This window comes from Lysobacter sp. yr284 (assembly GCF_900107375.1).
Taxonomy (GTDB): domain Bacteria; phylum Pseudomonadota; class Gammaproteobacteria; order Xanthomonadales; family Xanthomonadaceae; genus Lysobacter.
Genome location: NZ_FNPT01000002.1, coordinates 139,705 through 152,272, shown reverse-complemented (window position 1 = coordinate 152,272; position 12,568 = coordinate 139,705). Strand labels below are relative to the sequence as shown.

The 12,568-nt window shown below is 70.9% G+C and carries 18 protein-coding genes; 1 reads left to right on the top strand and 17 read right to left on the bottom strand.

The window, feature by feature from the left end; genetic code table 11:
- Positions 1–21: 21 nt before the first annotated feature.
- A complete protein-coding gene (locus tag BLV01_RS05740) occupies positions 22–606 on the top strand; it encodes a Smr/MutS family protein (RefSeq protein ID WP_091795158.1) in 585 nt (194 codons plus the stop codon).
- Positions 607–633: 27 nt separating this feature from the next.
- On the opposite strand, the gene BLV01_RS05735 is transcribed toward BLV01_RS05740, so the two are convergent.
- The 17 genes from BLV01_RS05735 to BLV01_RS05660 form a co-directional block, all read right to left on the bottom strand.
- Positions 634–882, bottom strand: a complete 249-nt coding sequence (locus tag BLV01_RS05735; protein ID WP_091795155.1) for a hypothetical protein — start codon at positions 880–882, stop codon at positions 634–636.
- A 294-nt stretch (positions 883–1,176) separates the two neighbouring features.
- Positions 1,177–2,241, bottom strand: a complete 1,065-nt coding sequence (gene truD, locus BLV01_RS05730; RefSeq protein ID WP_091795152.1) for a tRNA pseudouridine(13) synthase TruD — start codon at positions 2,239–2,241, stop codon at positions 1,177–1,179.
- Positions 2,238–2,717: a 2-C-methyl-D-erythritol 2,4-cyclodiphosphate synthase gene (ispF, locus tag BLV01_RS05725; RefSeq protein WP_091795150.1), complete on the bottom strand. Its 480-nt coding sequence runs from the start codon at positions 2,715–2,717 to the stop codon at positions 2,238–2,240. Before ispF ends, truD begins: the two co-directional genes overlap by 4 nt.
- Before the next feature lie 132 nt (positions 2,718–2,849).
- Positions 2,850–3,530, bottom strand: coding sequence for a 2-C-methyl-D-erythritol 4-phosphate cytidylyltransferase (ispD, locus tag BLV01_RS05720; RefSeq protein WP_091795147.1), 681 nt, complete (start codon positions 3,528–3,530; stop codon positions 2,850–2,852).
- Positions 3,527–3,700 carry a hypothetical protein gene (locus BLV01_RS26120; protein WP_175485789.1) on the bottom strand — a complete coding sequence of 58 codons (174 nt, stop codon included), beginning with the start codon at positions 3,698–3,700 and terminating at the stop codon, positions 3,527–3,529. The genes ispD and BLV01_RS26120 overlap by 4 nt, the downstream gene beginning before the upstream one ends.
- A complete protein-coding gene (gene ftsB / locus BLV01_RS27040) occupies positions 3,697–4,179 on the bottom strand; it encodes a cell division protein FtsB (RefSeq protein WP_091795144.1) in 483 nt (160 codons plus the stop codon). Before ftsB ends, BLV01_RS26120 begins: the two co-directional genes overlap by 4 nt.
- 21 nt (positions 4,180–4,200) lie before the next feature.
- Positions 4,201–5,487: a phosphopyruvate hydratase gene (gene eno, locus BLV01_RS05710; RefSeq protein ID WP_091795141.1), complete on the bottom strand. Its 1,287-nt coding sequence runs from the start codon at positions 5,485–5,487 to the stop codon at positions 4,201–4,203.
- 10 nt (positions 5,488–5,497) lie between these two features.
- On the bottom strand, positions 5,498–5,824 hold the full coding sequence (locus BLV01_RS05705) for a helix-hairpin-helix domain-containing protein (RefSeq protein WP_254782525.1): 327 nt from the start codon (positions 5,822–5,824) through the stop codon (positions 5,498–5,500).
- A 48-nt stretch (positions 5,825–5,872) separates the two neighbouring features.
- Complete coding sequence (kdsA, locus tag BLV01_RS05700) at positions 5,873–6,706, bottom strand: 3-deoxy-8-phosphooctulonate synthase (protein ID WP_091795138.1); 834 nt, start codon at positions 6,704–6,706, stop codon at positions 5,873–5,875.
- 96 nt (positions 6,707–6,802) lie between these two features.
- Positions 6,803–7,003, bottom strand: coding sequence for a hypothetical protein (locus BLV01_RS05695; RefSeq protein WP_091795135.1), 201 nt, complete (start codon positions 7,001–7,003; stop codon positions 6,803–6,805).
- A gap of 104 nt (positions 7,004–7,107) precedes the next feature.
- The gene (locus BLV01_RS05690; RefSeq protein WP_091795132.1) at positions 7,108–8,766 is read right to left on the bottom strand and encodes a CTP synthase; all 1,659 of its coding nucleotides are present in this window, start codon (positions 8,764–8,766) and stop codon (positions 7,108–7,110) included.
- A 238-nt stretch (positions 8,767–9,004) separates the two neighbouring features.
- Entirely contained in the window at positions 9,005–9,427 is a 423-nt protein-coding gene (locus BLV01_RS05685; protein WP_091795128.1) for a hypothetical protein, read from the bottom strand.
- Positions 9,428–9,595: 168 nt separating this feature from the next.
- Positions 9,596–9,982 carry a DUF488 domain-containing protein gene (locus tag BLV01_RS05680; RefSeq protein WP_091795125.1) on the bottom strand — a complete coding sequence of 129 codons (387 nt, stop codon included), beginning with the start codon at positions 9,980–9,982 and terminating at the stop codon, positions 9,596–9,598.
- Between the two features lie 42 nt (positions 9,983–10,024).
- The gene (locus BLV01_RS05675) at positions 10,025–10,744 is read right to left on the bottom strand and encodes a phosphodiester glycosidase family protein (protein WP_091795122.1); all 720 of its coding nucleotides are present in this window, start codon (positions 10,742–10,744) and stop codon (positions 10,025–10,027) included.
- A gap of 55 nt (positions 10,745–10,799) precedes the next feature.
- The gene (locus BLV01_RS05670) at positions 10,800–11,210 is read right to left on the bottom strand and encodes a hypothetical protein (RefSeq protein ID WP_091795120.1); all 411 of its coding nucleotides are present in this window, start codon (positions 11,208–11,210) and stop codon (positions 10,800–10,802) included.
- A gap of 293 nt (positions 11,211–11,503) precedes the next feature.
- Entirely contained in the window at positions 11,504–11,731 is a 228-nt protein-coding gene (locus BLV01_RS05665; RefSeq protein WP_091795117.1) for a hypothetical protein, read from the bottom strand.
- 229 nt (positions 11,732–11,960) lie between these two features.
- Positions 11,961–12,371 (bottom strand): globin family protein, encoded by a 411-nt coding sequence (locus BLV01_RS05660; protein WP_091795114.1) that lies wholly within the window; start codon positions 12,369–12,371, stop codon positions 11,961–11,963.
- Between the last annotated feature and the right edge of the window lie 197 nt (positions 12,372–12,568).

Here is a 12,568-nt window from a genome sequence, read left to right as displayed (position 1 = left end):
CGCGGCGATTATCCTGTGCCGATGACGTCCCACCCCGACCGCCCCGAAGACGCCGGCGACGACGACGATGCGGCGCTGTTCCGCGCCGCCATCGGCGAGGTCCGCCGCCTGCCCGAGGCCGCGCTGCCGCCGGCCGCGCCCAAGCCGCGCCCGCGCCCGCGCATGGCCGAGCGCGACGAGGCGCTGGCGCGCGAGGAATTCCGCCACGCCCTGGACGAACAATTGCTGGAGGCCGGCGATGCGCTGAGCTATCGCCGCGACGAACTGCCGCCGAAGGTGTTCGCGCGGTTGCGCCGCGGCGAGATTTCGGCGCAGGAAGAGCTCGACCTGCACGGCAGCCCCGTGCGCGAGGCCGAATCGCTGCTGCGCGCCTTCCTCAACGATGCGCGCAACCACGAACTGGGCTGCGTGCGCATCATCCACGGCAAGGGCCGCGGCGGCGGCAACGACTTCCTCGACAGCCGCGGGCTGCCGGTGCTCAAGAACCTGGTCGACCGGATGCTGCGCCAGCGCGCGGACGTGCTGGCCTTCCATTCCGCGCCGCCCGCGCAGGGCGGCACCGGCGCGGTGGTGGTGTTGCTGGCGCGGCCGCAACGCCGGCGCTGAGCGACGGCGCTGCGGCGCGCGCTGCGCTCAGTGGCCGACCTGGGCCACCACCGCTCCGCGCTTGGGCGGCGGGTTGACCCAGACCAGGCCGATGCCGCGGCGACGGGCGATGCGCTCGACCTGGGCGACATACACCTCGTCGCGGGTCAGCGCCGCGGACTGCGGCGCGCCGACCGTGGCCGGCGCGACATAGGCGCTCTTGCTCTGGGTCCCGGCGCAGGCGGCCAGCCCCAGGACGGACAACGACAGGACGGCAATACGCAAGCAGGCGTTCATGGCTCCGGCTCCCTGACGTGTGGACCCGGACGCGCGATCGGCGCCGGGCGGCAACCGCGTTTTCGCAGCTGTCGATTCGGCTTATACGCCGCCGGTCGGCGCGGGCCAGTGCCGGCATTCACCACCCGACGAGCGGTCGCGCGGCGCGCGCGAATGCGCAATCCCGGGCAAGCGCGGACGCACGGGAAACCCGCTGGCCGGAACCCCGCCCCGGCGGTCCACGCCCGCCGCCGCCCGCAGAACCGAGCGTCCGCGGGCGGCGCAGCGGCGACCGCGACACCCGCCGGATCGGCGTCAGCGCACGCCGTCGATCCGGCCCAGTTCGGCCAGCACCACGGTCGCGTAGGCGCCGGCCGGCAACACGAAGCCGAGTTCGAGCGCGCCGTCGTCGAGCCAGCGCCACTGCATCGACTCCGCGCGCAGCCGCAGCGCGCGCCGCTCCTGCTCCAGGCCGGCCGCCTCCAGGCCCGCGCGCAGCGCCAGCGCCTGCTGGTCCTGCAAGGCCGCCAGCTCCAGCGCGCGCACCGCGCCGGCGCTGCGCAATTCGCCGCGGCCCCACAGCGGGCCGCTGGGATGGATGTCGCTGCGCGCCAAGCGCTCGGCCAGGGCCTGGCTCCACGCTTCCGGCCCGAACACGCTGCGGCTGCCGGCCAGCGACCACACCTCGCCGTCGAGCCCGGCGCCATCGCGCAGGCCGGCCCAACTGCCGTCGCCCACGCGCGCGGCCAGGGCGCGGTTGAACAGTTCCGAACGCGCCGCCGACAGCAGCAGGCTGCGCTGCTCGCGGCGGACGCGGCGGCCGGCGAACATCGCCAGCGCGTTGGCGACGTTGTCGCCGTCGCGGCCGAAGCGCTGTTCGCCGAAGTAGTTGGGCACGCCGTCGGCGGCGATCGCCTGCAGGCGCCGTTCGATCGCCTCGCGCTCGCCTTCGACCTCGCGCAAGGCCAGCACGAAGCGGTTGCCGGCGAGCGCGCCGCGCGGCAGCTTCTTGGCGTGCCAGTGATGTTCGAGCACGCGCAACTCGTCGCTTTCCAGCGCCGCCAACTCCGGCGCCACCCGCTTGGGCAGGTGCACGCTGAAGCGCTGCACGGTCACCGCGTGGCGGTCCTTGAGCCCGGCGTAGCCGATCGCGACCTCGCCCACCCCGGCCCACTGCGCCAGCCGCTTGGCGGCGAAGGCGGTGTTCATGCCGCGCTTTTCCACGGTCAGCAGCAGGTGTTCGCCGCTGCCGCTGGCGGCGAACGACGGCAGCTCCTCGACCCGGAAATCCTCCGGCGCGCTGCGGATGCGCGCGCGCAGCGCCGGCGCGCCGTGCGCGCGCGGCAGCTCGCCCAGGCCGTTGTCGTCGCCGCCGCTCATGCGCGCACCAACAGGCACACCGCCGTCGCCGCGATGCCTTCGCCGCGGCCGGTGAAGCCGAGCTTTTCCGAAGTGGTGGCCTTGACGCTGACCGCATCCGCCGCGATGCCCAGGTCTTCGGCGATGCGCTCGCGCATCGCCTGCGCATGCGGGCCGACCTTGGGCCGTTCGCACACCACGGTGACGTCGCAGTTGCCGACCGCGTAACCGCGCTGGGCGATCAAGTCGTTGCAGTGGCGCAGGAAGCTGCGGCTGTCGGCCCCGCGCCAGCGCTCGTCGCTGGGCGGAAAGTGCTTGCCGATGTCGCCCAGCGCCAGCGCGCCGAGCATCGCGTCGCACAACGCATGCAGCACGACGTCGCCGTCGGAATGGGCGAGCACGCCGCGTTCGTGCGCCACGCGCACGCCGCCGAGCATCACGTGGTCGCCCTCGCCGAATGCGTGGACGTCGTAGCCTTGGCCGATGCGGATGTTCATGGATGGGACCTGGAAGAGAGACATGGAAATTAGCGGGCAGGCAGCGGGCGTCGGCCAGCGCCGGGCGCCGCAGCGACGCGCGCGCATCGCGGTTCGGCCGGCCGCCGGCGCCCGCGCGCCGGCGCCGGCGGTTCAATGGCGGCCGATCAGATACTCGGCCAGGGCCAGATCCGCCGGCGTGGTGACCTTCAGATTGTCCTCGCGCCCCTCCACCAGCCAGGGCTGGGCGCCGCTGCGCTCCATCGCCGAGGCCTCGTCGGTGACGGCGACGCCGGCGCGCGCGGCGTCGGCCAGCGCGGCGGTCAACGCGCCGCGGCGGAACGCCTGCGGGGTGAACGCGCGCCACAGGCCGTCGCGCGGCTCGGTGCCGACGATGCGGCCGCGGCCGGCGCGCTTGAGCGTGTCGCGCAGCGGCGCGCCGAGGATGGCGCCGTCGGGCGCGGCCTCGGCGGCGGCGATCAGGCGGCCGATGTCCTCGCCGCGCAGGTTCGGCCGCGCGGCGTCGTGGACCAGGACCAGGGCGTCCTCGCCGACCTGCGGCGGCAGCGCGCGCAGCGCCGCCAGCACCGAGTCGGCGCGCTCGTTGCCGCCGGTGCAGCGCAGCACCGGCTTGCCGAGCAGTTCGCTCCAGCCGGGCCACAGTTCGTCGCTCGCCGACAGCGCGACCATCGCCCCGGCCACGCGCGGGTGCGCCAGCAGCGCGGCCAGGGCGTGTTCGATCAGCGGCTTGCCGGCGATGTGCAGGTATTGCTTCGGGGTGTCGCCGCCGAAGCGCTGGCCGCGGCCGGCGGCGGGAAGGACGGCCCAGATCATGGCGTGGTGAGTTCGATCATCGCAGGAACGCCGGGGCGGCTATCGTCGCCGACCAAGGCGGCGACGGCAAAAGCGCGAGGGGCCGCGGGCTTCGCCGCAACGGCGGCGGCGCCGCCCCACCCGGCGTCGCGCCGGGCGAAGGCCGCGGGCGACGAGGCGGGCAGGCTCAATGCTGCACCGGCGCCGGCATCGGATGCGGTTCGGGCGTGGACGGCGGGACTTCGGTCGGCGGCTCGTCGACTTGCTCTTCCAGCGACGGCTCGTCGTCGGCCGCATCCTGGCCCGCGGCGGCGCCGTTCTGCACCGCGCTGACCGCGGCCGCGGCGTTGGGCCCCGGCGGCTGCGGCTTGGCCTCGACCACGCGGTAGAAGGTCTCGCCGGGCTTGATCATGCCCAACTCGCTGCGCGCGCGCTCCTCCACCGCCGCCTCGCCGGACTTGAGGTCCTCGACTTCGGCGGCGAGCGCATCGTTGCGCTGCTGCAGGCCCTGGTTCTCGCGGGTCTGCCCGTCGACCTGGGCCTGCAGCGCGGCGACGCTGCCGCCGCCTCCGCCGCCGGCCCACCACAGCCGGTACTGCAACGCAGCCAGCAGCGCCAGCAGCGCCAGCGCCACTACGCCCAGCCACGCCTTGCGCGACGTCTCGGCCATACCGGTTGCGTCGGCCGCGCCTTAGCGGCGCAGCGAGACGAAGGCGTCGCGGCCGGCGTAGCGCGCCGCCGAGCCCAGCTGCTCTTCGATCCGCAGCAGCTGGTTGTACTTGGCCACGCGGTCGCTGCGGCACAGCGAGCCGGTCTTGATCTGGGTCGCGGTGGTGGCGACGGAGATGTCGGCGATGGTGGTGTCCTCGGTTTCGCCGGAGCGGTGCGAGACCACCGCGGCGTACTTGGCGCGGTCGGCCATGGCGATGGCTTCCAGGGTCTCGGTCAGGGTGCCGATCTGGTTGACCTTGATCAGGATCGCGTTGGCCACGCCCTTGTCGATGCCCTCGGCGAAGATCTTCGGGTTGGTCACGAACAGGTCGTCGCCGACCAGCTGCACCTTGTTGCCGATCTTGTCGGTCAGCAGCTTCCAGCCGTTCCAGTCGTCCTCGGACATGCCGTCTTCGATGGTGACGATCGGGTACTGCGCGGCCCAGTTGGCGAGGAAGTCGACGAACTGCTCGCTGGTCAGGCGCTTGCCTTCGCCGACCAGGTGGTACTTGCCGTTGTCGTAGAACTCGGTGGAGGCCACGTCCAGGCCCAGCAGGATGTCCTCGCCGGCCTTGTAGCCGGCCTTGCCGATCGCTTCCAGGATGGTTTCCAGCGCTTCCTCGTTGCTGCGCAGGTCGGGGGCGAAGCCGCCCTCGTCGCCGACCGCGGTGCTCAGGCCGCGGCCCTTGAGCACCGACTTGAGCGCATGGAACACCTCGGCGCCGGCGCGCAGCGCCTCGGCGAAGTTCGGCACGCCGACCGGCAGGATCATGAATTCCTGCAGGTCGACGTTGTTGTCGGCATGCGCGCCGCCGTTGATGATGTTCATCATCGGCACCGGCAGCACCGGCGCGCGGTCGCCGGCGAGGTACTTCCACAGCGGCAGCTTCTTGCTCGCCGCGACCGCATGCGCGTTCGCCAGCGACACGCCCAGCAGCGCGTTGGCGCCCAGGCGGCCTTTGTTCTCGGTACCGTCCAGGTCGATCATGCGCTTGTCCAGCGCGGCCTGGTCGGTCGCATCCATGCCCTTGAGCGCCTGGGCGATGGTGGTGTTGACGTTCTCCACCGCCTTGCGCACGCCCTTGCCCAGGTAGCGGGTCTTGTCGCCGTCGCGCAGTTCCACGGCCTCCTTGCTGCCGGTGGAGGCGCCGGAGGGGACCATCGCGCGGCCGAAGCTGCCGTCGGCCAGGGTCACTTCGGCTTCCAGGGTCGGATTGCCGCGGCTGTCGAGGATTTCGCGGGCGTGGATCTGGGTGATCGAGGTCATGTCGGAGGGGTCAGGGAGGGTGGGAAGTGGTGTTGGCCAGGCCAACGATAGCCGAGATCGCGGCGCGCGCCTGCGGGCTGTTGCCCCAGCAGCTGGCGCGCAGCATACCGGCGACCTGCGCGCAGATGCGCGCCGGGTCGGCCCCGGCGAGCGCGTTCAGCGAGCCGTAGCCCGCCTGCTCCAGGCGCGCGATCACGGTTTCGCCGACGCCCTTGAGGGCGAGCAGGCGCTGGCGTTCGGATTCGGAAAAGGCCATCGGCGCCGGCTCAGGCGCGCCGCCGCGCGCGTGGGCGGCGGCCGGAATGGCGGGAAACGCTGAAAATCGCGGCCGCGGCATGGGCCGCGGCCGTCTTGGCGGTCGGATCGGGCCGCGCTGGGTCGGGCATCAGAAATCCTGCTCCAGGAACCCGTTCTTCTTGGTGATCCGGTCGAGCTCGACCAGGGTCTCCAGCAGGCCGCGCATCTTCGGCAGCGGCACCGCGTTGGGGCCGTCGGACAGCGCTTCCTCGGGCCGCGGGTGGGTTTCCATGAACACGCCCGACACGCCCACGGCGATCGCCGCGCGCGCCAGCACCGGCACGAACTCGCGCTGGCCGCCGGACTTGCCGTCCATGCCGCCGGGCAGTTGCACCGAGTGGGTCGCGTCGAACACCACCGGGCAGCCGGTGTCGCGCATCACGCTCAGCGAGCGCATGTCGCTGACCAGGTTGTTGTAGCCGAAGCTGGCGCCGCGCTCGCAGGCCATGATCGCCTCGTTGCCGGTGGCCTTGGCCTTGGCGGTGACGTGCTTCATCTCCCAGGGCGAGAGGAACTGGCCCTTCTTGATGTTGACCGGCTTGCCGGCACGCGCCACGTTCTGGATGAAGTCGGTCTGCCGGCACAGGAACGCCGGGGTCTGCAGCACGTCGACCACCGCGGCGACCTCATTCATCGGGGTGTATTCGTGCACGTCGGTCAGCACCGGCACGCCGATCTGGCGCTTGACCTCGGCCAGCACCTTCAGCCCCTCTTCCAGGCCCGGGCCGCGGAAGCTCGTCGCCGAGGTGCGGTTGGCCTTGTCGAAGCTGGACTTGAAGATGAAGGGGATGCCCAGCGCCGAAGTGATCTCCTTGAGCTGACCGGCGACGTCGAGCTGCAGCTGCATCGATTCGATCACGCAGGGGCCGGCGATCAGGAAGAAAGGCTGGTCGAGACCGACGTCAAAGCCGCAGAGTTTCATCGCTTGCTTCCTAGGTTCATGAGTGCGCGTTCGAGCCCGCGCGAGATATCGCCATCACATGGGTGCCGCCGGCTGCCGGCGCAAGCGCGGTCGCGCTCACGCGGAGCCGCCCGAACGCCTGGCGCGCGCCGCGCCGACCAGCCACATCACCGCTCCGATCAAAGCCACCGGCACGGCAATGCACGAGACGACCAGGGCCAGCGGGAAGAACACCATGCCGTAATTGTCCAGGCCATCGCCGAGGATGAGCCGGTAGGCCACCAGCCCGGCCAGCAGCACGCCCAGGGCGAGCAGCATCAGCCACTTGCCGGCGCTGCGCGCGACGTTGCGGGCAGGCCGGCCCGACGCCGGAGCGGCCTGCGAACTCTCCGCCCGACCGGACGGACCGGGCGGAGGAGGCTTCAACCCTTGACCTCGCGCAACAGCTTGCCGCCGGCCTTGGCCTCGCGCGCGGCGCGCACGAAGCCGATGAACAGCGGGTGGCCGTCGCGCGGCGTGGACAGGAATTCCGGGTGCGCCTGGCAGGCCAGGAACCACGGGTGCTGGGCGCGCGGCAGCTCGACCATCTCCACCAGCAGGTCGTCCATCGACTTGGCCGAGATCACCAGGCCGGCGTCTTCGAGCTGGGTCCGGTAGCGGTTGTTGAACTCGTAGCGGTGGCGGTGGCGTTCGCCGACCACGTCCTTGCCGTACAACTCGCGCGCCAGGGTGCCGGGCTTGATCCGCTGGTCCTGCAGGCCCAGGCGCATGGTGCCGCCGAGGTCGCTGCCCTCGTTGCGGCGCTCGACTTCGCCGGTGGCGGTGCGCCATTCGGTGATCAGGCCGATCACCGGGTGCGGGTTGTGCTTGTCGTTCTCGGTGCTGTTGGCGCCGTCCAGGCCGACCACGTGGCGGGCGTAATCGACCACCGCGGCCTGCATGCCATAGCAGATGCCGAAGTACGGCACCTTGTGTTCGCGCGCGTACTTGGCGGTGGCGACCTTGCCCTCGAAGCCGCGGTCGCCGAAGCCGCCGGGCACCAGGATGCCGTCGACGCCGGCCAGCGCGTCCACGCCGTGGCGCTCGACTTCGCTGGATTCCAGCCACTTCAGCTGGACCTTGGTGCGCTGGCGCAGGCCGCCGTGCTTGAGCGCCTCGGCCAGCGACTTGTACGCGTCCTGATGGTCGATGTATTTGCCGACCACGGCGATGGTCACTTCATCCACCGGATGGGTGGTGGCGTCGACGACTTCGTTCCATTCGCCCAGATCCGCCGGACCGGCCTGGATGCGCAGGCGGTCGAGGACGATCGCGTCCAGGCCCTGCTCGTGGAACCACTGCGGCAGCTTGTAGATGTTGTCCAGGTCGACGGCCGAGATGACCGCCTTTTCCGGCACGTTGGTGAACAGCGCGATCTTGCGGCGCTCGCTGTCGGGCAGCGGCTGCTCGCTGCGGCACAGCAGCACGTCGGGCTGGATGCCGATCGAGCGCAGTTCCTTCACGGAGTGCTGGGTCGGCTTGGTCTTGAGCTCGCCGGCGGCGGCGATGAACGGCACCAGGGTGAGGTGCATGAACAACGCGTGCTCGGGGCCGCGCTCGGTGCGCAGCTGGCGGATCGCTTCCAGGAACGGCAGCGACTCGATGTCGCCGACGGTGCCGCCGACTTCGACCAGGGCCACGTCGAAGCCTTCGGTGGCCTCCACGATCAGGCGCTTGATCTCGTCGGTGATGTGCGGGATCACCTGCACGGTGCCGCCGAGGTAATCGCCGCGGCGTTCCTTGCGGATCACGTTCTCGTAGATCCGGCCGGTGGTGATGGAGTTCTTGCGGCTCAGCCGCGTGCGCAGGTAGCGCTCGTAGTGACCCAGGTCGAGGTCGGTCTCGGCACCGTCGTCGGTGACGTAGACCTCGCCGTGCTGGAACGGGCTCATGGTGCCCGGGTCGACGTTGATGTAGGGGTCGAGCTTCATCATCGTCACGCGCAGCCCGCGCGCTTCGAGGATGGCCGCCAACGAGGCCGCCGCGATGCCCTTGCCAAGCGAGGACACCACGCCGCCGGTGACGAAGATCAGGGGAGTCATGGATTTTGCAGCCGCTGGAAAGCCGCAGTTTACAGGTTGGCGCGTGAACCCGCGACTGCTTGACACCGGCGCCGGCCTCGGGGAAGCCGCGCAAGGCCTTGCGCGACAAGGGTTTTCGCGGATTCTCCGAATCCCGGTGGGATCGGTGCGGCGCAGCATCGGCCGCATCGGTCCGCTCGTTCGCGGCTCGCACCGGCGGTCGGCCGCGGCGCCCGGATCGCGGCCCCGCGACGCCGCCTCAGGCCGCGGCCTTGGCGGCGGGCTTCGGCCACGCGCGCCAGGAGATGCGGCAACCCTGCACGATTCCGGCCGCCAGCGCCAAGGCCGCCCACAGCAACAAGGCGATGCCGCCGGCCACCTCCATGGCGCTCGAATGCCCCGCCGCATCGACCAGATCGCTGCCGGTACCGATGTACGTCTCCCAGCCGACCGCCAGCACCACCAGCGCAGGGACCAGGAACAGGTAGCGGCGCGCCACCGCTCCCGCGCATACGCCGGTCGGCAGCAGGAACACCAGCAGCGTCACCGCGGCGAACACGGGGCCGCCGCTGAAAGGGCCGTCCCATCCGGAAAGCAACGCCACCAGGGTCAGCTGCATCCCGGCCGCCTGGATCGCCAGGCCGGCCAACGCGCCCGCGACTGCGCAGATTGCGTTCTTCATCCCACCGCCCCCGATGCGCCATGACGGCCCGATCGTAGGCCGGCAAGGCGCGCCGCGACCGCGGCGGTCGCGAGCCGTCGCGCAAGTAGCGCCGGCCGCGCCCCCGCGGTCGATCGTTGCGCTACCGGCTCAGGCCCGGGTCGCCGGCCTCGGTCCGGGCGCACCGGCTCAGACCAGCGTCGCGCCCTTGTCCGCCAGCAGCCCGCGCAGGATCGAGCGGTGGCAGTGCGATTCGTCCTCGCAATAGCACCCCACGGAAAAATCGCTGTGCCGCGACATCGCCGCCAGCAGGTCCAACGCATGCTGCGCGTCGTGGCCCTTCATCTCGGCCTTGTACTTGCGCACGAACGCGTTCCACTGCGCCGGCGTCGTCGCGGCCTGGGCCTGCTTCATCGTCTCCAGGCTCGGCGCGAGGGTCGGAAACCACACGTCGTACCAGTCCTGTTTCGCGAATTCGGCCTTGGGCACGCCGCGCGGCGGCCGCCGCACGGTGCCGATGCGCAGGCCTTCGTGCGGGCTGCGCGGGGTGCCGAGTCGGACGATGCGGATGGCCATGACGCGCTCCTGTCGCGGCGCCCGGCGCCGCCGTGGATTGAATCACTCCAGCGGTTCGGTCACCGCCAGGATCGGCCCGAGCTTGCCGCGCCGGTCGGCGCGCTTCAACTGCGGCGCATACAGCGACGACAGCGTGCCGTCGAGGTACAGCGCGTCCTGGCAGCCGAGTTCCTCGCGGAAATAGCGGGCGAATTCGTACAGGCTGACCTTGTCGTCGCTGATCGCCCAGATCACTTCGTCGCCCTTGACCCCGATGCCGTTGCGGCGGTGGCGCGAGCGCGACTGCGGGTCCAGCGCCGGATGGATGCGTCCGCCCGCGACCAGCAGCGGCCCGGACTGGGTCGCCAGGCGCACGCCCGGCGCCAGGCCGGGGTAGCGCGAAGCCTCGACCACCCGCGGCCGGCCGTCGCGGTCGAGCAGGAACACGCCGTTGGGCTTGAGGTAGAAATTGCCCGCGCCGTCGCGCAGGTTCAGCGGCGCCCGCTCGCGCCCGTCGGCGACGAACAGGCCGACCGGCGAATAATCCGGCTCGAACATGCCGGCGTTCATCGCCAAGCGCAGGCGCTGGCCGCGCGCGTGCAGCCAGGCGTCGAGGGTCTTGAAGCGATGGAACGGGCGGCCGCGTTCGTCGTTCAAATACAGCGCCAGCGGCTGGCTGCGCGTGTCGATCCGCAGCACCGTGTAGCGCGGTTCGCGCGCGGCCGCGGGCAGACCCAGCAGCGAGGCCAGAGCGAGGCAGACGCAGGCGGCGGCACGGCGCATCGAGCGGTATTCCAGATGAGATTGGCACCATCCTAGCCGCAGTAGCTACAAAGGCTCAGTTCCGCGCCGGCGCCGCCCATTTCCATCGACGCGCAAGCCGGTACCCCATTGAAATGCCCAACGCCAGGCATGCATTGCACCAAAGCACCTGCGGCGCTCGTTCGATCACACCGCTCATGAACGTGCCGGTGCCGCCCTTGATCTCGGGCCACTGGAGCACATTGATCAGCAACAGCCATCCCACTGTGGATAGCAAAAGCGCCGGCACGAGCAGATAACGACCGGAAATCAAACCCGATATGAAACCGATCACGGCGACGACCAACGTGAACGCCCCCAGCGATCGCCATCCGAAGGTCTCGCCCTCGTCTATCGGCACCATCGACAGCACGGCCCACGACAAGCCGATCCAGACCAGCGCCAGCCCGACCGCCACGCGCAATATCGCTATCACCATGTTCTTCATGACGAATCTGCCCGGATACCACCGGCCCGGCAGGCCGGTTCGACAGATCGATCCTAGCGCCGCGGCTGGCGCAACGAACTTCCGCGGCAAGCCGAAAAGCAAAGTAGCGCTGATCGATACCAAGGGGATCGCCGCGCTCCCCGGCAGGTGCGAATCGCGCTTGAATCGCCTAATCCGGCGTAACGTCGGCGCCTCTTACGCTGGGCGCCGAACAAGAAAACCCCGACCGATCGGGCCGGGGTTTATGAATTTCACGGCGGCAGCGACCTTTCGACGCTGCCATAAGGACAGGCTTACTTGTTGCCCTCTTCCTCCGGCTCGACCCCGCGGTCGCCGGACTTCTGGCGCTTGTCGGCTTCGGCCTTCTTCTTGGCCTCGGCCTTCTTCGCGTCGTCGGCCTTCTTGGCCTCCTCGGCCTTCTTGTCGGCCTGCGGATCCTGCTGGGCGAACGCGCTCGGCGCGACCAGCACGGCCAGGGCCGCGACTACGGCGGCGGGGAGCAGCAGCTTGCGGATCTTCATGGCATACCTCCAAAAAGTGGAATGACCGGAACCGGGGCGGGCGCCCGGTCCGCGGGCGGGCCGGGGCATCCGTGCCGCGACGCCGCGAACCCTAGCGCCGGCCGCCTCGCCAGGGGCTGAACGAACGGCCGGATGGGTCGCACGACTGCGGTAGACGGTACATGGAATGGGGGCGGCGGGGCGGTTTTTCAATCGTCGCGGGCGCCCGCCGGCGGCGGCCAGGGCGCGCTCAATAGCGCCCGCTGAACATCTGGGTCACCGCCTGCATGGCCTGGCGCCAGCGGCGCAGCAGCGCGTCGTCGGCCTGCTCGTCGAACTCGCGCACCGCCAGCAGCAGGCTGTCGATCCAGTACGGATACAGTTCCGGCCGCACCGGGGTGCGGCCGGCGCGCGCGTGCACGTCGGCCATCTGCTCGCTGGTGCGCTTCACCACCGCGCTGCCGGCGGCATAGAAGATCGCCACGCTGATGCCGCGGCGCAGGGCCAGGCGCTGCTTCTGGAAATCGGTGCGCGCGAACAGCGGCGCCACGTCGGGGTGGCTGGCCATGAAGATTTCGTAGAAGCGCTCGATGAAGCCCTTGCGGATGAGGCAGCGGCCGTAGCTCTGCTGCAGATCGTAGTACTGGTCCTGGGCGGACACGGTGCCCTCCTGTGGCGTGGGGACTCGGACATGGGGGTGGGGAACGGCGCGCAGGATGACAGCGGCCGCGACGGCGCGGCTTGCGCCAGATCAAGCCGGCGGCGTGGCCGCATCCGCGGCGCGCGAGCCGGACCTGGCGCGCTGCGACGCCCATCGCAGCCGCGGTCGCAACCGGCGAGACGGCGGCGGGCGTGAAT

Excerpts from the sequence above, each read along its gene's own strand:
- ftsB (WP_091795144.1), bottom strand. The coding sequence starts at position 4,179 with ATGGCCGAGACGTCGCGCAAGGCGTGGCTGGGCGTAGTGGCGCTGGCG.
- BLV01_RS05675 (WP_091795122.1), bottom strand. The coding sequence starts at position 10,744 with ATGCGCCGTGCCGCCGCCTGCGTCTGCCTCGCTCTGGCCTCGCTGCTG.
- BLV01_RS05735 (WP_091795155.1), bottom strand. The coding sequence starts at position 882 with ATGAACGCCTGCTTGCGTATTGCCGTCCTGTCGTTGTCCGTCCTGGGG.
- ispF (WP_091795150.1), bottom strand. The coding sequence starts at position 2,717 with ATGAACATCCGCATCGGCCAAGGCTACGACGTCCACGCATTCGGCGAG.
- BLV01_RS05670 (WP_091795120.1), bottom strand. The coding sequence starts at position 11,210 with ATGAAGAACATGGTGATAGCGATATTGCGCGTGGCGGTCGGGCTGGCG.
- BLV01_RS05680 (WP_091795125.1), bottom strand. The coding sequence starts at position 9,982 with ATGGCCATCCGCATCGTCCGACTCGGCACCCCGCGCAGCCCGCACGAA.
- BLV01_RS05690 (WP_091795132.1), bottom strand. The coding sequence starts at position 8,766 with ATGACTCCCCTGATCTTCGTCACCGGCGGCGTGGTGTCCTCGCTTGGC.
- BLV01_RS05695 (WP_091795135.1), bottom strand. The coding sequence starts at position 7,003 with ATGCTGCTCGCCCTGGGCGTGCTGCTGGCCGGGCTGGTGGCCTACCGG.
- truD (WP_091795152.1), bottom strand. The coding sequence starts at position 2,241 with ATGAGCGGCGGCGACGACAACGGCCTGGGCGAGCTGCCGCGCGCGCAC.
- kdsA (WP_091795138.1), bottom strand. The coding sequence starts at position 6,706 with ATGAAACTCTGCGGCTTTGACGTCGGTCTCGACCAGCCTTTCTTCCTG.
- eno (WP_091795141.1), bottom strand. The coding sequence starts at position 5,487 with ATGACCTCGATCACCCAGATCCACGCCCGCGAAATCCTCGACAGCCGC.
- BLV01_RS05705 (WP_254782525.1), bottom strand. The coding sequence starts at position 5,824 with ATGCCGCGGCCGCGATTTTCAGCGTTTCCCGCCATTCCGGCCGCCGCC.
- BLV01_RS05740 (WP_091795158.1), top strand. The coding sequence starts at position 22 with ATGACGTCCCACCCCGACCGCCCCGAAGACGCCGGCGACGACGACGAT.
- BLV01_RS05665 (WP_091795117.1), bottom strand. The coding sequence starts at position 11,731 with ATGAAGATCCGCAAGCTGCTGCTCCCCGCCGCCGTAGTCGCGGCCCTG.
- BLV01_RS05685 (WP_091795128.1), bottom strand. The coding sequence starts at position 9,427 with ATGAAGAACGCAATCTGCGCAGTCGCGGGCGCGTTGGCCGGCCTGGCG.
- ispD (WP_091795147.1), bottom strand. The coding sequence starts at position 3,530 with ATGATCTGGGCCGTCCTTCCCGCCGCCGGCCGCGGCCAGCGCTTCGGC.